The sequence below is a fragment of the Chryseobacterium sp. PCH239 genome, from assembly GCF_018924625.1.
Taxonomy (GTDB): domain Bacteria; phylum Bacteroidota; class Bacteroidia; order Flavobacteriales; family Weeksellaceae; genus Chryseobacterium; species Chryseobacterium cucumeris.
In genome coordinates this window covers 1,216,167-1,239,047 of sequence record NZ_CP073027.1, presented here as the reverse complement: position 1 = coordinate 1,239,047, position 22,881 = coordinate 1,216,167, and the positions used below count along the sequence as shown (strand labels likewise).

Here is a 22,881-nt window from a genome sequence, read left to right as displayed (position 1 = left end):
AAGAAAATAGGCACTTAGATTAAAAAGATATCTTAATTATAGCAGCGTACAGGTTTCGGGAACCTGATCAAAAACTGAAATAATACTGATGATGCGCACAGCAGTACAGTTCTGAAAAAACCGGACGTTAACAGCTTTTCCCAGGCATTAACGATTTTCATGGGAACGCCCGCAATGCAGCTCCTCCTGCAGCGATGGGATGAACACCAAAAAACAAATCGAAGGAATAGAGAGGAGGATATTCCTGAATAAAAAACTGATCTGGTATAAAAATAACACGACCGGATTTATTAAAAATTATAACAATGAAAAGACTAACTCTAATTGCAGTGGCAGCATTATCTCTTACAGCTTGTCAAAATGATCAACTGGCAGATTCATCTTCTCCATTCGAAATGAAATCTACTTCTGCTGAGTACCTTACAGCTTCTGCGCTTCCGGTAACCAGTGTAAGTGGTGATATTACTTCAAATACTACATGGAGTGGAGTAGTTGAACTAAATGGAATTGTAACGGTAAAAAATGGAGCTACATTAACAATCCAGCCGGGTACATTCATTAAAGCCAAGCCAAGCGCAAACAATACAGCTACCGGAGTTTTGGTAATTGCTAAAACAGGAAAAATCAATGCAGCGGGTACAGAGGCTCAGCCTATTATTTTCACCAGCTACAAATTGTTAGACGGAAACGAAGATACAACTGCTGCTCCTGGTGACTTCGGAGGTGTTGTTATATTAGGTGATGCGCCTACAAACACTCCATTCACAAAAACAATTGAAGGATTATCCGGTCCTGATTTCTATTACGGAGGTACCAATGCTTCCCATAACGGAGGAACATTAAAATATGTTCGTATCGAGTTTGCAGGATATGATCTTTTAGCTCCGAATTCAGGTAACGAAATCAACGGTCTTACGTTAGGAGGAGTAGGAAACGGAACTACTTTGGATCATATTCAGGTTTCTTTCGGGAAAGATGACTCTTTTGAATTCTTCGGAGGAACTGTAAACGCTTCAAACCTTGTTTCTTTTGCTGCAGATGATGATAACTTCGATTTCGATAACGGATATACAGGAACTATTACTTGTGCATTAGCTTTGGCAGATTACAACTCTACACACAGTCTTAGCGGATCAAGCCCGGATTCTAACGGTATCGAGCTTGATAACAACGCAGAAGGTTCTTCTACAACATTGTTGACTCATCCGGTGATCAACAACCTTACTATCGTTGGTTCTAAGAACTCTACTAAAGGTGCTTTATATGAAAACGGTATCCACATCAGAAGACACGGAAGATTAACATTAAATAACGCTGTCGTTACAGGTTATCCTGTGGGTATCAAAGTAGAAGGTACAGGTTCTGAGCTTTCTTCAGCTTCAGCATACAGCACCATCCAGGTTCACGGATTTACTACTTCAGTTACAGGTACAGGTACAGCAGGAATCCCTGCAGCTAACCTGGCGACTGGTACTCCTGCAACTCTATGGGGTATGAGCCAGCCTTTCTTCAACGAAGGTGGTTGGAATGTTTCTCCAAGAAACTGTGGAAACTTCCAGGGACTTTGGACAAAATACAACTTCTCCATTGTAGAATAATAAAAACTTTAAAAAGCAGGGAACAGCACATGCTGATTCCTTGCTTTTACTTCAAAAATTTTAATCATCAGCATTATGAAAAAAATAATTTTATCATCTGTTCTGTTTTTATCCCACCTGGCTGCAGCACAGTCTCTGGTATGGGGAAATTCGTTTGATACTCCTGCCGATCTTCAGGGCTGGACTTTTCATGACCTTAATAGCAATGGAAACGGATGGGTACAGGGAGAAAACATCTATCACAACGGAACTACCTTGGCCTATGGAACTGCAGGTGTTCTACGCCATTCTATCAATTTGGTTCCAACTGGAAATGCTAACGGATTCACCACAGAAAATGACTGGATTATTTCTCCTCAGATTGACCTTACCAATACTGCAGGAACCATTACACTGGCCGCCTATATCGGGAGACAGAGATCTACTCACACGATTGTTGCCAGAGAACTTTTTATCTATGTAAGCACACCGCAGAAAGAAGTTCCAACGTTATCGGACTTTCAGGCAATGACCGTAGATGCAGACGGAAATGATGTTCAGAGTATGTATAAAATACAGGTAGGTGACTCAGCCAATCCTTTTCCGGCAGATCTTACCCAGTTTGTAGAATCTCTTGTAGATCTTTCTGCTTTTGCGGGAAAAAAGATCTATATCGGAATGTGGTCAAACAGAAAAACAAGCGGAAACAATGTCCAGAACATCAATATTGATGAAATAGGAATTTATGCTACTTCATTTTTGGGAACTAAGGATGTAAAAGGAAACAAAATTGTAACACAAATAGCAGAAAATCCGGTAAGAGAATCTTTACAGCTGCATCTTAACCCAGCATTGAAAGAAAATACAACTGTAGTCAATATTTACAATGCAGCAGGACAAAAAGTCTTAACCACTCCATATGCTAAAGCGATCAACACAGCAGGGCTTACATCCGGAGCGTATATCGCAGAAATTACGGATGGAAAGATTACGGAAAGGCTGAAGTTTATTAAAAAATAATCATTCCGCCCCCTTAGAATCTGATTTTTAGAAACACCATGAAATTTTAATATAAAAGAATGGGTAGCCTTCGCAAAAAGGTTATCCAGAACATATCCAACTAGTTTTTTTATAATTATATATTGCCCGGCTCATGGGCCGGGCAATATTTTTAAACTTTTACAAGAAATAATTGAAAAAGATGAATAAAATCTTTGCATTACTACTGTTTTTTGCTGCACTTTTTTCATGTACAGACAGCAATACGATGGAGCTGTATGATAAAGTACAGAAACCCGGAGAGGTTAATATCAAAGGATTTTCCAAACCTGATGTCCTTCAGCTGAGGTTGAACGGACAGCCTGTATCCATTGAAGGAAAAACGTCCTATACCAATAAAATTGAAACCCGGCTTCAGTTTGTTCTGGATCAGGGAGAAACTAATAAATTGTCTGTCTATAATAATGATACAGGCGCTGAAATTGCAAAATACAATATTACATATGACAATATAAATGATTATAAAAACCTCTACTTTTTTAATCTTCCCGGAATTTATCTGCAGACCTCTGCAGTAAAACCTCAGGTGAACCTCGGGAAAGTAGGTTTTGAATTTATTTTTCCCAATCTGGGAGAATTTTCCGGAAGCTCTCTCAAAGAAGTGAAAGGCATTTTGAAAAGAGAAAACGGAGTCGTACTTGCCGAGTTTGACAATATAGGGAAAGACAACTTTACTGCAGTGAAAATCTATAGCTTCTTCAGCTCAACAGCTCCCATATATCTTGAATTATACAAACCGGGAACTACAGCGCCTTACGCAGGATCTAAAATGATTCAGGTGAAATTAAAACAACACACGGGCGCCAATATGATTGTACTTCAGGAAAAAATGGAAAATGGAGAATGGGTGGTAAAAGGAGATATTGACGTAGCAGAATATCTGTAATTATATATGAAAAACTTTTTAAAACTTCAATATATTGCCATCGCAGTTTTTCTCATTTCGTGTACCAATAATAATGACGAAAGCGCACCCGTTTTTCCGGAGGGAAGTACAGAATTTGTGAATCTATGGGTTCAGGACAGTATGAAACGGTATTATTACTGGGCAGATGAGATGCCTGCAAAACCGGATTATCAGCTTCCTGTAAAAGATTTTTTCAAAAGTCTGCTGTCTCCCAAAGATCGGTTTTCTTTTATGGTGAATACGGAAGATTCCTCTTCGTATCCACGTTCTATAAGGAATATGTACGGTTTTGACTATACCATTGTTCAGCTTGCTAATAATGAAGTGGTTACTGTAGTGAAGCTGGTGCTGCAAAACTCCCCGGCTTTCAATGCAGGACTGGAGAGAGGAATGATCATTACCAAAGTCAATGGAAAAGTAATGACAGCCGCGAATGCCGAAGCAATGGCTTCGTCCATTAAAGACCAGACGGTTGTAGAGCTTACCGTTGGAAAGTGGCAAAACGGAAGCGTTACGGATGAAAAAAACATCACCGTTTACTATGGTTTCTCTTTTGAACAGCCTGTTTTATCCAAAGTTTTTGAAAAAAATGGTAAAAAAGTAGGTTATATGTACATCTATGATTTCCCTGACGGAATGACTCAAACGCTATATCAAAAGTTTGGGGAATTGAAGGCCGCCGGAGTAAAGGAATTAATTCTGGATCTTCGATACAATTATGGAGGTTCGGTGTCATCTGCTGCAGCTCTTTGCTCCCTGATTCCTTCAGGATTATCATCCGGTTCACCGTTCATTATTTTTAAAGGAAATAAAAACGGAGGGGAAGTAAAAAGAACATTTGCCCAACAGATTGCTTACGATCCCAAAGCTTTGGACTTTACAACTTTGCGTGCGAATGCTTTGGGATTGCAGAAAGTTTTTATCCTCACATCGAACAGTACGGCATCTGCCGCCGAGATTGTTGTGAATAATCTCAAACCTTATATGCAGGTGATTCAGATAGGAGATACTACGCTGGGGAAAGATATGGCAGGATTTGTAGTGGAAGACAAACGTAAACCCAGAAAAATTTCCTGGCAGATTCATCCGGTGATTTATAAAGTCTTTAATGCCAGCGGAGCCGGAGAATACAGTAGTGGAATTTCCCCGCAGAGCAATGTCAATGAATTTACCGGACTGCCATTATTACCTTTGGGAGATCCCAATGAAACCCTTATTTCTTCTGCACTTAACGGAGGTTATTTCAAATCAGCAGACCACGAAAAGAATGGAAATATCAAAATTTTATTTCAGAGTGACGTGCCTCCGGTTATGATGGAGAAATAAGCTGGATTCAAAAAACAAAAAATAATATAAAAAATATCTTTATCCTTTACCCATTCACAAAATAACTAAAATGATAAAATCATGCAGGGAATAGAACCAAAACTTCACATGAACCTGACCAGCCGTATTGAATATTACCGTCTGCTGATAGAAGCTGCAGAAGATCCTGAAAGTCAGCCTTCAGAGGTTATTACTCAGATTTCAGAACTGGGACATCTGTACGAAGAGTATCTGCTTAACAAGAAAAATCTGGAAAACAGCATCAAAAACTACCGTGCCTATCATAACGATTTGAGAAAAAAGCTCACGTCAAGACTGAGGGAGCTCAGAAGAAAGGCAAGACAGAAATAAAGCCCGGAATGTACTTTATCGGTTGGTTTTACGGTGAAATTCATACCTTTATGACATCAAGCAGAAGGATGAAAGACTTATGAATTTTACTCAGGCAGAACTTTCCGGTTATTTACAGGTATTTTGGCAGTTTTCCTGGCCGCAATGGTTGATATTCAGTCTGATCGTTAATATTTTCCTATATCTGTTTTCGATAGGGTTGTATATTTTTATCGAGAAGACTTGTCGTAAAAGTCAGCTGCAGGAGAAGAATCATCCTGTTACCCGATCTGACTTTTATCTTAGTCTGCTTACCATAGGATGTAACAGTTTTGTTATGCTTTTTGGGGCTTTTTTATGGAAAAAAGGATGGATTGTGCCGGGGCAGACAGAATCAGTAATTGGAATAATAGCGGAAGTAGCTGTTTTACTCCTCTTAATGGATTTTCTGATGTATTTATTTCATTTTGCAGCACATTTACCTTTGGTCTATAAAGTTCTACACGGAAAACACCATGAACATATCAGTACCAACTTTTTAAGTCTTTTTGTTCTGCATCCTTTGGAAACCATAGGGTTCGGACTGATGATGCTGGTTTTACTTGTAGGCCATGATTTTTCTGTGATTTCGATTTCAATATATCTTTTGCTTAATCTCATCTGGGGAACGATAGGACACTTGAACAGAGAGTTTTTTCCATCCTCTTTTGACCGCTTTTTTGTGGGAACAACCAGGTTTCATAACCAGCACCATTTGGATGAAAGTAAAAACTTTGGATTTTATACTTCAATCTGGGACAGGTTATTCAGGACATATAAGTAACTATGGATACTACAGTTTTATATTATTCAAAACTTTACCCAGCAGATAATTAAAGTTTTTTAATTCTTCAGAGGTAAGTATGGAAGCCGTCTGATGAGTGATAGCCTTACGGAAAGTTTCAGAATTATCTACAATAAACCTTCCTTTATCCGTTACTGAAAGATTGAATTTCCTGTGGTCTGCTTTCTCTTGTTCCCGGACAATCAAACCTTGACCGATCAGAAATTTCAGCTGTTTTGAAATGGCTGCCTGGCTAATGTTGAAAGCCAGTGATATTTCCCTTCCTGTTGCTGTTCCTTTCCTCATAATAAATTCAATAATATTATAATGAGCAGCAGTTACTCCGTTAATGTCACCCCGGTTCATGTGAGCCAGAATAAGACATTGGAAATCAGTAAATGTGTTAAAAAATTCTTTTTCAATGGGTTTCATTACAAATATGCTTAACTTAGTTAAATATTAACAAAGTTAAGTAATTTTATCATGGAAAATATAGAAATTACGAACGCCCGTCAGAATAATCTCAAAAATATTTCAATAAAAATTCCAAAGTACAGGATCGTGGTTTTTACAGGAGTATCGGGATCCGGAAAATCATCTTTGGTTTTTGAAACCATTGGAGCAGAAGCACAAAGACAGATTAATGAGACCCAGAACAGCTTTATCAGAAACCGCCTGCAGCATTATGGCCTTCCGGATGTAGATAAAATTGAAAACCTTAATGTTCCAATCATTATCAATCAAAAACGGTTGGGTGGAAATGCCAGATCTACGGTGGGAACGGCAGCGGACGTGTCTGCTTCTTTGAGACTTTTGTTTTCCAGAATGGGAGAGCCGTTTGTAGGGTATTCTAATGTTTTTTCATTTAATCATCCTCAGGGAATGTGTCCTGAATGTGAAGGATTGGGATTTGTTCAGACTTTGAATGTAAATACTTTGATTGATCGTGGAAAATCCTTACATGAAGGAGCCATTCGTTTCCCGACATTTCAGCCTGGAGGATGGCGTTTAACAAGATATACTTTGTCCGGTTATTTTGATAACGATAAAAAATTAAAGGATTTCACCGATAAAGAATGGGAAACTTTGCTGTATGCACCGGAGCACAAACCTAAACATCCACATAAAGAATGGGGAAAAACGGTAAAATACGAAGGTATTGTTCCAAGGATTGAAAAAGCATTTCTGAAAAAAGATTCTAAAGAAAACATTACAAGAAAAGATGCTCTGAAGAATATTGTGATTACCAAAACCTGCCCGTTTTGCCAGGGAAAACGTCTGAATGAAAAAATCCTGTCCTGTAAAATTCAGGGAATGAATATCGCTGACTGTATGGCGCTTTCTGTAGATGAATTACTGGAATTTATCAGTTCTCTGGACTCCGGTGCCTATGAAGTGATTATCAAAGAGCTTTCTGCAAAACTGCAGAATATCATCACAATCGGATTACAATATCTGACTCTTGACAGAAGTACCAACACGCTTTCCGGAGGAGAATCTCAGCGTATAAAAATGGTTCGGAGTCTGGGAAACAGCCTGGTAGATCTGTTGTATATTTTTGATGAACCCAGTATTGGACTTCATCCGAAAGATCTGCAGAATATCATCACTATCATTCAGCAGATCAGAGACAAAGGAAACTCTGTTTTAATCGTTGAGCATGATCCGGATCTCATCAAAATGGCGGACAGGGTGATTGATATTGGCCCCGGTTCAGGAAGAAACGGAGGAGAAGTGATCTATGACGGGGCGTTTAAAGATTTAAAAAAATCGGTAGGTAAAACAGGTTCTTATTTCGCAACAAAACCTTCCATCAAACAAGAATTCAGAAAACCTGATGGCTATCTGGAAATTAAAAATGCCAACAGATATAATCTTAAAAATGTGACGGTAAATATTCCGACAGGAGTAATTACAGTCGTAACCGGTGTTGCAGGATCCGGCAAAAGTACCCTGATAAATCGTATTCTCCCGGAACTCTATCCGGATGTAACTATTATTGATCAATCTTTGTTTGCTGCAAGTGCCCGCTCCAATTTGCTTACTTATCTCGGAATATCAGATATTGTACGTAAGCTTTTTGCACAATCTAACCATGTTTCAGATAAACTCTTCAGCAGAAACAGTGACGGAGCCTGCAAAAACTGTAAAGGTTTGGGAATAGAAAAGATTGACCTGGCTTTTATGGATGATATTGAGCAGCCATGCGAGGTTTGCGGAGGTTCAGGATTTGATCCTGATATACTGCAATATACCTACAGCGGAAAAACAATTGCTGAAGTGATGAGCATGACGGTTTCTGAGGCCGCTGATTTTTTAAGGAAGAATTGGTGCTCAGAAATTTTGATCTGCTGATACAATTAGGACTAGATTATCTGACATTGGGACAAAGACTGGACAGCTTTTCCGGAGGCGAGAGACAGCGCCTGAAGCTGACAAGAGAACTGAAAAATACCAATCAGATCATTATTCTTGATGAACCGAGCACAGGGCTGCATCCAAGCGATACCCAAAAACTGCTTACGTTTTTTAATGGACTTGCAGATCAGAATAATACGCTGATTGTTATCGAACACAATCTTGATATTATTTCCCAGGCAGACTGGATTATTGATATGGGACCGGGCGCAGGAAAATTTGGAGGTGAAGTATTGTTTGAAGGAACTCCGGTGGATCTTTTGAAAAATAAAAAATCATTCACTGCAGAGTTTTTGAGAAAACATATCCAATAAAAACAAAAGAAAAGCATTAAGTTGAACTAAACCATGAGATTGCTTCACCTATGGTTCGCAATGACAGGACAGTTCAACTTAATGCTCCTAAAACCTTATCAGCCTTAATGGTTCAAGATTCTTTTATTTTCCAGCCTTTATCGCTGATTTAATGGCTTTTTCAATCACTCTCCAGTCATAATAATGAAATACTCTGCCATTGCTCATCGCAACAAAAACGCCTTTCGGGAATTTTGGACCCAAGTTAACATGGGTCACTTCAGAACCATCACTTTCTAATGTAGAAACCGGAATTTCTGCAATTCTCCCCTTTGATTGGTCTTCTCTTAAGTAGACATTAAAGGTATCATTCTGCTGATTCGAAACCAGAATATAACCTTTCCCTTTATCAGTAGGATAGATGGAAATTCCTTCCACATCAGATTTAAAATCACCTTTTCCGAAAACAGCTAATTCCTCATTACCTTTTTCCGGATCAGCATAGTATTTATGAACTCCAAACTGCTCATCAGAATAGTAGATATAGCCCATTTCGTCATCTACAGCAATGCTTTCAATCTCTTTCAGGCCACTGTATTTTCCGAATTTACGGACAACTTCTCCGGTGATAGAGCCATTTTTCTCCGTAAGCTTATATTGCCATAGGTAGCCGTCAGCAGGACCAGATTTTCTTCCTACAATGACAAATATTTCTTCTGTCTGCGGATTTTTATACATGGAAACTCCCATCGGACCACGTTCCGTTTCTCCTTCAAATACAGAGACTTCTCCCACTTCTTTCAGTTCAGGAAGCGAATATAATTTTACTTTGTTCGTTTCCCTTTCCGTTACGGCAGCGATGTCTGTTTTCTTTCCATTTAAAATAAAACCATATTCAAGATCAACATTGTTGGGGCGCTTCAATCCTAATACTTTATGGATGATTTTTCCGTTAAGATCAAAGGCGTACAAACCTCCATCCGTATCTTTATCTGTTCCGATGATAATACTTTTTGAAGGATCCTGAGAATTGATCCATATGGCAGGATCATCCGTATCATGAACTACTGTTTCTGTGATAACAGCAGGTTTTAATTTTTCTATGGCTTCTTTCTGCCCTTTGCAGCTGACCACAAAAGGAAGAACTGAAAGAGCCAGTATATAATGTAGGTTTTTCATGTTTATTTTAAAAATCAAATTTCACTCCCATTGTAAACCTTGGTCTGTAATATTCAGCCTGTGCGGTTCTGCTTGGGATTCCCTGGTAGTATCTTAACGGCTGGTTCGTCAGATTATTGGCTTCTGCAAAAACTCTGAGCTGAGTCGTAATCTTGTAGGAAGCATTAGCATCAAGGAAAAACTGTTTGTCGTAATAACGGTCATCAAATGCCTTGCCACCAAGCTCATCAATATAATGAGAAGCATAGTTCATGGAAACTCTTGCTGAAAAACGTTTGTTTTCCCATGAAAGAGATCCGTTGAACATATGAGGAGCAGCTCCCGGAAACCCTACATCTGTTCTTTCAATGCCTTCTTCATTGGTAATTCCTTTTGCTTTGGATTTAGTATAAGTATAGTTGACATACACTCCAAGTCCTTTCCAGAAAGCTCCGGGAATGAAATCAAGCTGTCTTTGCAAAGCAACTTCAAACCCATAAATATCTACATTGTCACCATTACGCTGCTGGGTAAATTTCCAGTTGCTTTCTCCGGCCGGAATTGGGTTGGTTTGTCCCGCAAAATCATTGGCAAAGTCGTTCGCGGTATAATTTCTTTTGGAATACGTATAAATGAAATCGTTAAGATTTTTATAGAAAACACCTCCGGAAAGAATCCCTACAGACTTGAAATATTTCTCTGCCATGAAATCAAAATTGTAGGCATAGGTTGCCTTCAGATTCGGATTTCCTGCTGCAACAATTTCATCTTCTGAAATAACATTCAGATAAGGAACTAAAGAATAATAGTTAGGGCGGGCAAGAGCGGTAGTAAATGCTGCACGAAGTACAAGATCCTGCACCGGAACATATTTGAAGGAAATATTCGGAAGGACATTGGTATATGTATTGGTATTATTGATTTGCCCTACCAAATCCTTCTCATTCATGACATAATTTCCGGTGTAATCAATCTGGGTTGTTTCAATACGGGCTCCAACGATCATCGATAGTTTATCATTAAAATCCTGATCCCAGCGGATATAACCTGCATAAATCTGCTCTTTTGCATTGTAATTGCTGGAAAGATACTTTTCAGGTTTCAGCTTACCGTTAAATAAAGTTGGATTGAATAAATCCAATCCGCCAAGGAAAGAAGGGTCAACAAATGTTCCCGGAACATAATTTCCCGGCTGGAAGTTTTCACCATTAAGGTGTATGGTTGGCACCGATAAAAGACTTCCCATATTGTTAACAGGTGTAAAAGCATAGAAATCATTCTCTCTTTCCTTTTTCTTCAAACGCATACGGAAACCGGTACGAAGTCTTCCTTTCTGACCATCAATCACGGAAAACGGAAAACGTACATTTACTTTTGCGCCTAATTCTTTTTCCTGAGTAAAGTTATTGGCATCCGAAAGATCACTCAGTTTATAGCTTCCCAGATTGTCTGCTGTGAGAAGATTGAACATTGGTTTTTCAGGATTGCTAAGGTCAGGAGCGAAGTTCATTTTGCTGTTTTCAAACTCTATATAACGCTGATGAGGCTTATCTTCACTTGCGATGGCATAATTGACAGCCCAGTCGAGGTCAACTTTAGATCCTAATAAATGTTCTCCTCGTAAAGCATAGTTCTGAACTTTTTGTTTTTCCAGACGGGTATTGTCATTATCGGCATCACCTCCTTTATTTTGTCTTGTGATACTTCCTTTCCAGTCTGTAATCTCAGTTTCATCAGCATTATAAACAGGTTTTATTTTATATCCTAAAGCAAATCTGTTTTCCTTATCATTCCTGAAGTTGTACATCGCAGAAGCATAGATCTTATTTTTGGAATTGAACTCATAATCCATGTTGAGATCAAAACTATGTCTGATACGGTGTTCATTATAATAGCGAACTCCCATTTTGCTTACATAAACCGTTTGGGCAAGATCATTGGCCTGGCTCCATACGGGTTCTATATTGTCCGAACCAAAATTGTTGTTGTTATAGGAAAAACTGAATACCGCGCCTAATTTTTTATCCAGAAAACGGTTTCCGTACACAAATCCGGCAGTGTAATTTCCTTTTTCACGGATGGGATTGTATCCTCCGGCAACGGTTGCGGAAATCCTCTGTCCGTTCGGGGAAGCCCTGGTAATAAGGTTTACGGAACCTCCGATGGCATCGGCGTCCATATCCGGAGTGAGGGTTTTATTAACTTCTATAGTAGAAATCATATCGGAAGGGATCAGGTCCATCTGTACATTACGGTTATCTCCTTCAGCAGACGGAATCCGGTCGCCATTCAGCGTAACGGAGTTCAGATTGGGAGCAAGCCCTCTGATGATAAGGTTTCTGGCTTCACCTTGGTCATTTTGTATCGTAATTCCCGGAACACGTTTCAAAGCATCTCCGATATTGGCATCCGGAAAACGTCCGATCTGATCAGAAGAAATCACATTGGTAATATTGGCGTTATTTCTTTGTTTATTCAAGGCTCTTGCCTGATTTTTCAGAGTCGCTCCCGAAACTACAATGGCTGCAATGGATGTCTCTTTCTTGTCGAAAATAATATTCTGACGGGTATTTTTTTCAGGTTCTACCGTTACAGTATACTCATGCACACCATAACCGAGGTAGTCAATTTTCATGGTATAGCTTCCAGGAGGAACATTCAGAAATACAAAGTTTCCGTGCTCATCCGAAGTGGTATATATATTTCCCGGGCTTAAAGAGATCTTGGCTCCAGGCAGGGCTATTTTTGAATCATCATTGATATTTCCGGACAAAGAACCGGTTTGTGCATAGAAAAAAATAGAGGCACAAAATAAAACAGACGTAAAAATTTTCTTCACTTTTAATATTTTAGATAAAAATAACAGCAAAATTAAACGTCTGTTTGGCAAAGGAGTTGAAGAGAAAATTAAGGTTTTCTTAAGAATTGTTAATATAGAAACTGTTTGTTGAAAGGAAATACGCAGTGATTGTCTACCTTTCAGATCCTAAATTCTTTTCAACAGTATTCCCCTCTAGAAGCAAAGTCAATTCATTACATCGTATAATCTGATGATTCTGGATGGTAAATTCTGCCAATACTTTATGTACCACCTTACTTCCATCTTTTAGGGTGGATTTTACTATGTGGTGGGTAAATATGATATTACCATTTTCAGCGTAACTGATGATGTCAAGCTTTTGTTCAGCCACTTTTTCTTTCAGTTTTCTGATGTGAAGAACAAATTCATCATAAGTAAGCTGAGAATGATCTACAATCTGAATGTATTCTTTTGAAAAATATTTCTCAATTAATAATTCGTCAAATGCCGTATTTTCTAGTATATCGTTGAATACCTGCCGGATAAAATGCTTCATAACTTTATTATTTTGAAGCAAAATTACTCGCCAGCTTATTGACCGGACGATAACAATTGTAAAGAAATTACCCTCGGCTGCGTATTCTGCTTAACGAAACACTGGTAATCCCAAGATAAGAGGCAATATAATGCTGCGGAAAGCGCAGAAGAAGCTCCGGTCTGTTTTTGAGAAGCTGCTGATACCTTTCCTGAGGTGAATCTCTGATAAAAGAAATCAGCCGTTTATTAATTTCACTGAAACGTTTGTAAAAAAGTGGCAGGAAAATATGCTGGAATTCCTCATTTTCCATGAGCCTGTGAAAAGTTTCAGCCTGTAATTCATAAACGGTAGTTGATTCCAGAGTTTCAATAACAAAATCGCTGGGATTGCCATTCAGGAAGCTGTCAAAAGATGAAACTGCCTGGTTTTCTGTTATAAACTCCAGGGTAAGTTCTTTTCCGTCCTGATAGAAGAATATTCTTAAGGCTCCTTTTTTTACAAGGAACATCTTATCTGAAATCTTTCCTTCCTCAAGCAGGATAGTTTTAGCAGGATAAGTAATTTCAGTTGATAAATGAAGGTCTGTTTTCAAAAAAGAATGAAGATCAGGAATGTGCATATCTGAAGGATTAATGGGAGGCGTTCAGTATATCCTGTACGATCACTTTAGATTTTTCAATCAGTTCATTGGATCTGTAAAGCTGGCTGGTCAGTATTGAACTTTCAAAAAGAAGATAGATATGGGCTGAAATCATATCGTTTTGAATATCTTCATTGAAGGATTCTCTCAACTTTATTTTATGATCACGGATTACTTTATGAATTTCTTCCTTATCTGCAGGAATTTCCGACAGAATATTCAGAAAACTGCATCCTCTGAAATCTTCTCTTTCATTCATGTCGATCAGGAAATCGAAGGATTTTCGGAACTTTTCTTGTAGTGTTTCTGCTTCTGCTGTGAATTTTTCAAGTTCAGACACCCAGTAATCATATCTTTTATTAAGAAATTCTATGCAAAGATCATCTTTAGACTTAAAATGCTGGTAAAAGCTTGCTTTAGATACATTAGCTTCATCAATGATTTGATTGATGCCCGTATTGTTGTAACCTTGCCGATGGAAGAGAACCATTGCAGTGCTTATTATTCTTTCGCGAGGTTTGGGCATAATGTAAAATTTTTACAAATGTAAATAAAATATGAACAGACTGGTAGGTGTTGGTTTTTAAATAAATCCTTTTGTATAATATAGCTGAATAACAAAGAAAAGTAAGGTAAAAAACCATACGATATAAGGATGATAAGTGAAGTTATTCTTCAGAATATAATGCAACGCTTTGAAAAGCTTGAAAATTCCGATAATTCCAATGATAATAAAAACCAGAAAGACCAGAAAGAACAGGTATTCTCTTGTACCATAGTTGCTTATCTTTCCCAGGCTTTCTATATAAGCATCTACATTCAAAGTTTCTCCAAGAAACATAGCCGAGCTGATTAATATAAAAAAAGGAGTAGAGGTGTATACGGTTGTATAAATAAAAGAAAATAATAAGGTCCGGAAGGTGACGGTATTCACTTTTTCTTTTTTGTACCATAATATGGCAACGGTGAATACTACCGCAGTAATATTATTCATCAAAAATATAAAGAGCGCTTTTTCTACCATACTGAGCCCTTTGATCTTTGAAATAATATTATGCTCACCACCATAATCCATTAAAAGAACAGAGACAATCACAGAGGTATACACAGACAATTTGATAGGGGAGAGGTAGTCGTGAAAACGTTCAGCCTCTTCTTTCTCCATTTCATGAACAGACAGATCATAACAGCGTCGCGGATCCTGAAACAATTTGAAGATCGTTACAGGAACCAGTAAAATTTCAATAATAATCTGCAGGCACAGCTTTTCAAAGCTATCGATTAATTTTTCAAACATGTATGTGTATTTTTGTATTTAGGGAACGTTTGCAATTTAATTATTTTTTGCAATACATCTCAAAAGTGAATAAAAAAAGTGGATGATTCTGAGCGAATCATCCACTTTTTTATCTAAAAGGTTTTTATTTTGGCAGCCCTTTTTTCAAAGCGATATGGGCTTTTTCTACTGCTTTTCTTTCTTTCCAGTCCATATACCTTTTTTTGTATCGGCCTTTCATGAAATTATCAAAATTACGCTGCACAGCAAGATTCCATAGGGAATGTGCTTTTACAGCCCAGCTTTTATCCCATGCACGCAGTGAAATAGAGAAAGATCCGTCCAGATATTTCATCCAGTGCCACCAACCTGTAGGCATAAATAATGTATCTCCATGTTCCAGGAAACACTCAATTCCTTCAATACCATCCAAAGCCGGAAATTTTTCAAAATCAGGATTGGCAATATCATAATCTTCCAGTGCATAGGTAGCATAAGGAAGCTTATACAGACGTGTTTTCCATTTGTATTCAAACAGAAGGACATGTTTTCTTCCATTGAAGTGAGTATGGAAAATATGCGGCATGTCGATATCATAATGAAGGAAAGTCACAGAACCTTTACCTCCGAAAAACATACTCGGATATTTATCTAAAAATCCACCCATAAGATTCTTTGGTGGAACATAGTCGTCCAACAGTTTGGGCGCAAATTTTATAGGGTCAAAGAAGAAAATTCTCAAATCTGTAGGCTCTCTCTGAATAAGGTCCACATAATCACGAAAAGGCATTTTCGTAGTCGGTGTATTGATAGGAGCGGCAGGATCTGCTTTGGAACTGTCATAAAGGGGAACTTCAACGTCGCCTACTACTTCCTTCATGTAATCCATCGTCCATTTTTGATAGGCGGGCCACTTTCTTGCCATATTTCTGATTACCACTGGCTTACATGGCTTTAGATATTTTTCACGGAAATCTTCCTGTGAAATGTCATCTACAATATCAATTGGTTTAAGGATTATTCCCATTTGTTCAAATTATTAAGCTAAAGTATTAAATATTTGTGACAATAAAATGGAAAGAATTAAAATTATTTGGAATTAATATAAATAAATAATAAAGCACCTGTTTTTGCTTTGCTTTTTTTGGAGTTATTATAATATGATGTTACCTGCTGTTCTTTTAAAATTTATAGTGTTTATACGGTAAAAGATAGTTGTGAAATACAATAATTGTATGTATAATTGCCGTATTAAAAATGACCATGAAACGTTTTACTACTCTTATTTTTTCACTTGTATTTGCCACTGCTTTTTCACAGAAATCAACCAGAATTTTCACTTCAGATATTGATAACTTTTGGGTGGCATATGACAGCATTCAAAAAACAAATGATTATTCCGGAAAGCTGGATCTCATCAAAAGACTATATACTGATAAAGCAACAAAAGGCTTAAAAGCTTTTATGAATGCCAGAGATTATAACGATAGTGTATATGTGAAAGTCATAGAAAAATACCCTAAATTCTGGAATTCAGTAAGGCCAAATACCTTAACGATAAAAACCAAGACCAAAGAGCTGGAAGCTGGTGTTGTCAGGCTGAAGCAATTGTATCCTGAACTTAAAGACGCTGAAATGTATTTTACCATCGGTGGGCTTAACGCCGGAGGAACTGTGAGCGGAAATATGGTATTGGTAGGAGCAGAACTTGCCACCGGAATTGGGTCTACAGATGTTTCAGAATTTAAAGATGAATGGTTGAAGGGTATGTTTGCCAATCAGTCTCTGGATAATATCGTTTCCCTGAATATTCACGAGTATATCCATACCCAGCAGACGGGGTATCAAAACAGGGTTTTAAATCAGGCCATAAAGGAAGGATCATGCGATCTGATTGCCGGACTTGTGATGAATGAATCTCCGCAAAGAAAATATATTTCTTACGGAATGGTTCATGAAGCTGAAATTAAAGCCAGGTTTAAAAAAGAAATGTTTACCGGTAATCTTGCTGAATGGTTTTATAATGGAAGACAAAAAGGACAGGGTGCGGATTTAGGATATTATGTAGGCTATGTGATCAGTAAAATGTATTACCAGAATGCCAAAGATAAAAAACAGGCTATAAAAGATATTATTGAACTGAACTATAGTGATAATAAAGCAGTGGAAGACTTTTTGGACAAATCAAAGTTTTTCAAAGAAAAGGCCAGTATGCTTGTTAAAGAATATCAAAATCAATTACCGTATGTAGTGAAAACAGAACCAGTCAATGGTTCCGTGGATGTAAATGCCGATACCAAAGAGCTCAGAATTACTTTTTCACAGGAAATGGTTCCCGGCTACTATTCTTTCAATCTTTCTGATAAAGGAAAAGAATATATGCCGATGACCAAAGTGAAAGGAATGGAAAATAATGATAAAACGTTGGTCTTGGGAGTAGATGTAAAGCCCGGCAAAGAGTATGAATTTATACTTACCAATAAAAGTTTCAGGTCTAAAGAAGGGTACCCTCTGAAAGATGAAAACTTGGTTATAAAATTTAAAACGAGGGAAAAATAGTTTGATTACAAACGATTGATAACCAGCTTTTATATACAGTTTCAATAGTTTGCTTTTTGATTGTTATTGGATCTTTCAGTATAACAGAAAGTTTGGGGTAAATATATTCCTGTTCTGTTTATGGGGCTCGGTTTTATATTATCACTTGTTGTTTGGCAGAGTTCGAAAAAAGCTGCAATAGTAAAAGCTTAGTTTGCTTTGCGTAATTCCATTCATTAGAAAATCATTATATTCGGCTTCGTAAAAATAATGATATGCAAGTATATGAAGGGATTTCTGTGGGGTTGTATCTGTTATTAATGATAGGTATAGGCATATATTCTTATAGAAAATCAACAAGTAATTCAGAAGAATTTTTAATTGGCGGCCGGAAAATGGGAGCTGCCGTAACAGCATTGTCTGCAGGAGCAGCCGATATGAGCGGATGGCTTTTGATGGGGGTTCCGGGAGCAATGTATCTTTCCGGAATTTCAAGCTCCTGGATTGCCATAGGATTAACCATTGGTGCTTATCTCAATTATATTATTGTAGCCCCAAGGCTCAGAATTTATACAGAGGTGGCACAGAATGCCATTACGTTACCTGTATTTTTTGAAAACAGGTTTAAAAATAAAAATCAGCTTCTGAAGATCACGTCGTCTATTTTCATTCTGGTGTTTTTTACCCTGTACACTTCTGCAGGAATGGTATCGGGAGGAAAATTATTCGAATCTGCTTTCGGAATGGATTATACGGCGGGCTTACTTCTGACAAGTCTGGTGGTAGTGCTGTATACATTTTTAGGTGGTTTTCTGGCAGTAAGTCTTACTGATTTTGTGCAAGGTACCATTATGGTATTAGCATTGGTGATTGTTCCGATTGTAGCGATTTCCCAAATCGGAAGTGTGGGAGAGACGTTTTCTCTGATTGAAGCAAAAAATCCAAAATATCTGGATCTGTTCAGAGGAACCACAACCGTAAGTATTGTGTCTTTATTGGCATGGGGATTAGGATATTGCGGTCAGCCTCATATTCTGGTACGTTTTATGGCCATTGACAAACCTAAAGATCTGATCAAAGCGAGACGCATCGGGATTACATGGATGATCTTTACTGTTGCCGGAGCTCTGGCCATAGGATTGGTAGGAATCGCTTATCTGCAAAAGTTCGATATGAATACCATGATGAAGTTTGACGGATCAAAGACGGAAGCAGAAACTATTTTCATTTATTTCTCCCGTATATTATTCCATCCGTTCATTGCAGGATTTTTACTTACAGCTATTCTGGCAGCGGTAATGAGTACGATTTCCTCTCAGTTATTGGTGACTTCTAGTTCATTAACAGAAGATATTTACAAAGCTTTTCTGAATAAAAAAGCAACTTCTAAGCAATTATTAATAGCAAGCAGACTTTCTGTTTTACTGGTAGCTGTCATTGCGGTACTTTTGTCCCTGGATCCAAAGGATAGTATTCTCAATCTGGTGGGAAATGCATGGGCAGGTTTTGGTTCTGCATTCGGGCCCCTGATCCTGCTGTCGCTTTTATGGAAAAAGGCAACATGGCAGGGAGGCTTTGCCGGGATGATGGTAGGGGGAATCACAGTTTTAGCCTGGGTTTATCTACAACATCCGCTGAAAGGCTGGTACGAAATCATTCCTGGGTTTACGCTTTCCCTGTTGACTAACGTGATTGTTTCATTATCAACATATAAGCCTGATCCTGTCATTGAAAGCGAATTTAATGAAGTTCAAAAGATCATGCACGAATAGCATCCGGCACTAAAATATTACAGTTATAAAGAATCTCCTCTTGCACAAGTAAGGGAGATTCTTTATTTTACATTTATAATAAAATCGAAAATTTATTATTATTTAACAGTCTGTGCTATAGGTGTTTTATTGTTTTTTGCCATTAATGATTAGCATAATAAGTGCAAGGATAAAGCCTATAATGCTCGACCATATTATATTTTCAATACCATAATGGGCAATCCAGCTCCCTCCAAGCAGAGTTCCGGCTGTAACGGCAAAGTTTCCACAGGAAGTAAAAATACTGTTGATGAACTCTGAAGAATCGGAAACAGATGAGGTCACATTCACATTACTGATTAGAAATCCTCCGGAATGAACTAATCCCCAGCATCCTATTATCCAGATCATGGGTTTAAAGTAACTTCCATAATATCCAATCAGGAGATGAATGCCTGATAATAAGATTAAAAACACCAGAGTTGTTTGAAACGGAAATTGGCTCATATATCGTCCCGCAATTTTATTTCCTGCAATTCCTACTGTTCCAAACAGGAAGAGCATGATGCTGATTTGTAGGCCGTTCATTCGGGTAACACTCCTTAAAAATTCGGCCATATAACCATAAGTTGAATACATGGCTGTAATGATAAAAAATGCAAGGAAAATTCCGATCCACAAATGTTTATTCCGAAATATTTCCATGGAGAATTTATTTGATGATATTCCTGTATTTTGAATCGATGGTAAATAGATCCATACAGCTAACAGAGCGACTCCGTTAATAAAAGCAGTAAGTAAAAAGAAGCCTGCCAAGAGAAAAGATCAGACATAAAAGTTGCCAACGGAACTCCTAAAACAGTCGCCAATGTAAGCCCTGAAAAAATAATGCTCACAGCCTTTGACTTTTCTTTAGGATCTGAGGTTTGACCGGCAACAGATAAGGCAATAGACCAGTACACCGGATGGAAAAACGCAGGAAGCATTCTGACAATAAGAAGCAGATGGAAATTTGAGATATAGGCTGACAGAATATTGGTGGCAACAAAAATAAGCAAGGAAAATACCAATAGATTTTTTCTTTTGAATGAAGATAATAAGAGAAGCATGAAAGGGCCAAAGACAGCCACAATCATTGCAAATATACTGAGTAACCATCCTGCTTTTTCAATGGAGATCCGGAATGTAGAAGCAATTTCCGGCAATACGCCAATCACTCCGAATTCTGTGGTTGTAATTCCGAAAACACCTAGCGCCAGTACATAAAGATTTCTGTTCATATTCATTTTTTTTTGCAAATTTGCAGAATAGACTATCAGAAAACTATATACTTACCTTTTAGTTCTATACTTACCTTTTTGAAAGTACTAATCTAAAAAACGTTGTTATGCCTGAATTTTTCCATGATAAAAGACTGTATTATACTCCTATTGAATTTGCGTTAAGTCATATTGGAGGAACCTGGAAAATGCCTATTTTGTGGAGGTTACAGGAGAAACCTCTTCGCTTTAGTGAGCTTAAAAAGGATATTCCTCATATTACAGATAAGATGTTGACGAGCCAGTTGCGTGAACTGGAAGCCAAAGAGATGATTCACAGAGAAGTTTTCCCTGTAGTTCCACCGAAAGTGGAGTACAGTCTTACAGAAAAAGGAAAGAAAGCCATTCCGGTTATTGAAATCATTATGACATTGGGCTACGACTTCATGAAAGGTGAAGGAATTGTTTTCCCTCCCAAAGAATAATAAGGTTATATTTCCCATTACATAACGCTTTTTTCATACCTTCACCATAAAATTGATTCTATAGCATGAAGCTGAAATTAGGGATATTAGATCAGTCACCCGCCACCATGGGCGGCAGTGCGGCATCTGCATTGAAAAACAGTCTTAATCTTGCTGTAATGGCTGAAGAAACAGGGTATCACAGTATCATGTATTCCGAACATCATGGTGTAGAAGCGTATGCCAGTTCCAGCCCTGAACTTTTAGCTGCTATTGTTCTCAGTAAAACAAACCGGATCAAAATAGGAACTGCCGGAATCATGATGAGAAACTATTCTGCCTATAAGATTGCAGAATGGACCAAAATGTTGTCAACCTTATATCCTGAGCGTTTTATTCTCGGTCTGGGAAAAGCTCCCGGAGGATTAAAAGATGCTGTCATGGCACTGAACAATCATAAACCAGTTATTTTATCCAATATGGAAACCAAACTGGAAGAGATTATTCAATTCATAAAAGATAAAGAAGGGATATATGATGGACTTATAGCACAGCCGACTCATGTACAGCATATTCCGGAAATTATGTGGCTGGGCTCAGGAATGACTTCTGCCAGAGAAGCAGCCAGACACGGAGTCGGATATTCGTTCGCCGCTTTTATGAATAGTGAAAATGGAAAGGAAAATACAGATACTTACCTCAAAGAATTTGATAGCACACAATATTTTCCCCGGCCTTCATTACAGGTTGCTGTGGCAGTATCAGTAGCGGACAAAATTGAAGATGCCAGACGCAATGCTTATGGAATGGCCTATCAGTTTTTGCAATCCAGACAATTGGCAAGTCCCAATGCGGTTTTTTCTCCGGAAGCAGTAGAACAGAAAATTTTGGGAACAAAGGAGGAAGAAGAATTCTTTACTACATTAAACAGAATTATTATAGAAACCCCGCAATCTGTAGATCAGAGATTAGATGAGATTTCCCAAAAGTACCATACAGATGATCTTCTGATCCTGTGTAATATGTACCGGGAAGAAGATCGTATAAACACTTATAAAAGTATCATTAAAAATAATAGATAAACTCCACAGTATCAAATTTCTGTTGTGCTATGGAGCTTTATTTATATTATAATTCAAATCCATGAAACAGAATATATCAACATTATATATCATTACAGGAGGCCCGGGAGCAGGAAAAACAACGTTGCTGGATGAATTAAGCCGCCATGAACTGATAACTGTACCTGAAGAAGGAAGAAGAATCATTAAAGAACAGATGGATTCCGGTGGTGAAGGGCTTCCATGGCTTAACAAAGAACTTTTTGCAGAGATGATGTTCGAAGAATCTGTAAAAACCTACCTGAGAATAAGTCAGACAACTTCTGCAGAACCTGTTTTCTTTGACCGTGGAATACTGGATACACTTGGTTATATGAAACTTGAAAATATTCCTGTTCCGGAATCTATGGAGGTTAAAACAAGAGAAATGATTTATCATAACAATGTTTTCATTCTGCCGCCATGGAAAGATATTTACGAAAATGACCCTGAAAGAAAACAAACCTTTGAGAAATCTATGCTTACCTTTGAATGTATGAACGAAATTTATCAGGAATATGGTTACAATATCATAGAAGTCCCGAAAATTTCAGTAGAAAACAGAGCCCGTTTTATCCTTGACAGGCTCATATAAAGAATTTTATCATTTATCAATTATCACTC

At 37.9% G+C, this 22,881-nt stretch carries 21 protein-coding genes and 1 pseudogene; 13 read left to right on the top strand and 9 right to left on the bottom strand.

The features are described from left to right. The first annotated feature begins 305 nt into the window (after positions 1-305). The 6 genes from KBP46_RS05745 to KBP46_RS05720 all read left to right on the top strand — a co-directional run bounded on the left by KBP46_RS05745 (position 306) and on the right by KBP46_RS05720 (position 6,022). Complete coding sequence (locus KBP46_RS05745; protein ID WP_216444871.1) at positions 306-1,598, top strand: hypothetical protein; 1,293 nt, start codon at positions 306-308, stop codon at positions 1,596-1,598. Between the two features lie 75 nt (positions 1,599-1,673). Then, complete coding sequence (locus tag KBP46_RS05740; protein ID WP_216444870.1) at positions 1,674-2,597, top strand: T9SS type A sorting domain-containing protein; 924 nt, start codon at positions 1,674-1,676, stop codon at positions 2,595-2,597. A gap of 181 nt (positions 2,598-2,778) precedes the next feature. Beyond that, complete coding sequence (locus KBP46_RS05735; protein WP_253297217.1) at positions 2,779-3,522, top strand: hypothetical protein; 744 nt, start codon at positions 2,779-2,781, stop codon at positions 3,520-3,522. Between the two features lie 6 nt (positions 3,523-3,528). After that, positions 3,529-4,869, top strand: coding sequence for a S41 family peptidase (locus tag KBP46_RS05730; RefSeq protein WP_216444869.1), 1,341 nt, complete (start codon positions 3,529-3,531; stop codon positions 4,867-4,869). A gap of 81 nt (positions 4,870-4,950) precedes the next feature. Beyond that, positions 4,951-5,220, top strand: a complete 270-nt coding sequence (locus KBP46_RS05725; RefSeq protein ID WP_062670440.1) for a hypothetical protein — start codon at positions 4,951-4,953, stop codon at positions 5,218-5,220. A 79-nt stretch (positions 5,221-5,299) separates the two neighbouring features. Continuing rightward, positions 5,300-6,022 carry a sterol desaturase family protein gene (locus KBP46_RS05720; protein WP_216444868.1) on the top strand — a complete coding sequence of 241 codons (723 nt, stop codon included), beginning with the start codon at positions 5,300-5,302 and terminating at the stop codon, positions 6,020-6,022. Positions 6,023-6,031: 9 nt separating this feature from the next. Here KBP46_RS05720 and KBP46_RS05715 read toward each other — a convergent pair whose 3' ends face one another. After that, entirely contained in the window at positions 6,032-6,454 is a 423-nt protein-coding gene (locus KBP46_RS05715; protein ID WP_216444867.1) for a MarR family winged helix-turn-helix transcriptional regulator, read from the bottom strand. 51 nt (positions 6,455-6,505) lie between these two features. Here KBP46_RS05715 and KBP46_RS05710 point away from each other — a divergent pair, with 51 nt between their 5' ends. Together KBP46_RS05710 and KBP46_RS23555 are read left to right on the top strand one after the other, a co-directional pair. Then, positions 6,506-8,377 carry an excinuclease ABC subunit UvrA gene (locus KBP46_RS05710; RefSeq protein ID WP_253297216.1) on the top strand — a complete coding sequence of 624 codons (1,872 nt, stop codon included), beginning with the start codon at positions 6,506-6,508 and terminating at the stop codon, positions 8,375-8,377. Beyond that, on the top strand, positions 8,353-8,754 hold the full coding sequence (locus tag KBP46_RS23555) for an ATP-binding cassette domain-containing protein (RefSeq protein ID WP_253297215.1): 402 nt from the start codon (positions 8,353-8,355) through the stop codon (positions 8,752-8,754). Before KBP46_RS05710 ends, KBP46_RS23555 begins: the two co-directional genes overlap by 25 nt. A 123-nt stretch (positions 8,755-8,877) precedes the next feature. Here KBP46_RS23555 and KBP46_RS05705 read toward each other — a convergent pair whose 3' ends face one another. The 7 genes from KBP46_RS05705 to KBP46_RS05675 form a co-directional block, all read right to left on the bottom strand. Then, positions 8,878-9,912 (bottom strand): phytase, encoded by a 1,035-nt coding sequence (locus tag KBP46_RS05705; protein ID WP_216444866.1) that lies wholly within the window; start codon positions 9,910-9,912, stop codon positions 8,878-8,880. A 7-nt stretch (positions 9,913-9,919) separates the two neighbouring features. Continuing rightward, a complete protein-coding gene (locus KBP46_RS05700; protein ID WP_123278209.1) occupies positions 9,920-12,730 on the bottom strand; it encodes a TonB-dependent receptor in 2,811 nt (936 codons plus the stop codon). Between the two features lie 133 nt (positions 12,731-12,863). Beyond that, positions 12,864-13,247 carry a hypothetical protein gene (locus KBP46_RS05695; RefSeq protein ID WP_120230793.1) on the bottom strand — a complete coding sequence of 128 codons (384 nt, stop codon included), beginning with the start codon at positions 13,245-13,247 and terminating at the stop codon, positions 12,864-12,866. 67 nt (positions 13,248-13,314) lie between these two features. Beyond that, a complete protein-coding gene (locus tag KBP46_RS05690) occupies positions 13,315-13,848 on the bottom strand; it encodes a Crp/Fnr family transcriptional regulator (protein ID WP_216444865.1) in 534 nt (177 codons plus the stop codon). Positions 13,849-13,858: 10 nt separating this feature from the next. Then, on the bottom strand, positions 13,859-14,395 hold the full coding sequence (locus tag KBP46_RS05685) for a TetR/AcrR family transcriptional regulator (RefSeq protein ID WP_062670429.1): 537 nt from the start codon (positions 14,393-14,395) through the stop codon (positions 13,859-13,861). A gap of 57 nt (positions 14,396-14,452) precedes the next feature. Further along, positions 14,453-15,166, bottom strand: a complete 714-nt coding sequence (locus KBP46_RS05680; RefSeq protein WP_062670427.1) for a hypothetical protein — start codon at positions 15,164-15,166, stop codon at positions 14,453-14,455. A gap of 124 nt (positions 15,167-15,290) precedes the next feature. Beyond that, complete coding sequence (locus tag KBP46_RS05675) at positions 15,291-16,172, bottom strand: cupin-like domain-containing protein (RefSeq protein WP_062670425.1); 882 nt, start codon at positions 16,170-16,172, stop codon at positions 15,291-15,293. A gap of 236 nt (positions 16,173-16,408) precedes the next feature. On the opposite strand from KBP46_RS05675, the gene KBP46_RS05670 reads away from it, so the two are divergent. Next, complete coding sequence (locus KBP46_RS05670; protein WP_216444864.1) at positions 16,409-17,704, top strand: Ig-like domain-containing protein; 1,296 nt, start codon at positions 16,409-16,411, stop codon at positions 17,702-17,704. A gap of 254 nt (positions 17,705-17,958) precedes the next feature. Beyond that, positions 17,959-19,455 carry a sodium/proline symporter PutP gene (gene putP, locus KBP46_RS05665; RefSeq protein WP_216444863.1) on the top strand — a complete coding sequence of 499 codons (1,497 nt, stop codon included), beginning with the start codon at positions 17,959-17,961 and terminating at the stop codon, positions 19,453-19,455. Positions 19,456-19,581: 126 nt separating this feature from the next. Here putP and KBP46_RS24110 read toward each other — a convergent pair. After that, positions 19,582-20,714 (bottom strand): annotated as a pseudogene (locus KBP46_RS24110) (MFS transporter). 107 nt (positions 20,715-20,821) lie between these two features. Here KBP46_RS24110 and KBP46_RS05655 point away from each other — a divergent pair. The 3 genes from KBP46_RS05655 to KBP46_RS05645 all read left to right on the top strand — a co-directional run bounded on the left by KBP46_RS05655 (position 20,822) and on the right by KBP46_RS05645 (position 22,852). After that, positions 20,822-21,178, top strand: a complete 357-nt coding sequence (locus KBP46_RS05655; protein ID WP_216444862.1) for a helix-turn-helix domain-containing protein — start codon at positions 20,822-20,824, stop codon at positions 21,176-21,178. Between the two features lie 65 nt (positions 21,179-21,243). Next, the gene (locus tag KBP46_RS05650; protein ID WP_062670415.1) at positions 21,244-22,239 is read left to right on the top strand and encodes an MsnO8 family LLM class oxidoreductase; all 996 of its coding nucleotides are present in this window, start codon (positions 21,244-21,246) and stop codon (positions 22,237-22,239) included. Positions 22,240-22,300: 61 nt separating this feature from the next. Continuing rightward, positions 22,301-22,852, top strand: coding sequence for an AAA family ATPase (locus KBP46_RS05645; protein WP_216444861.1), 552 nt, complete (start codon positions 22,301-22,303; stop codon positions 22,850-22,852). Positions 22,853-22,881: the final 29 nt, after the last annotated feature.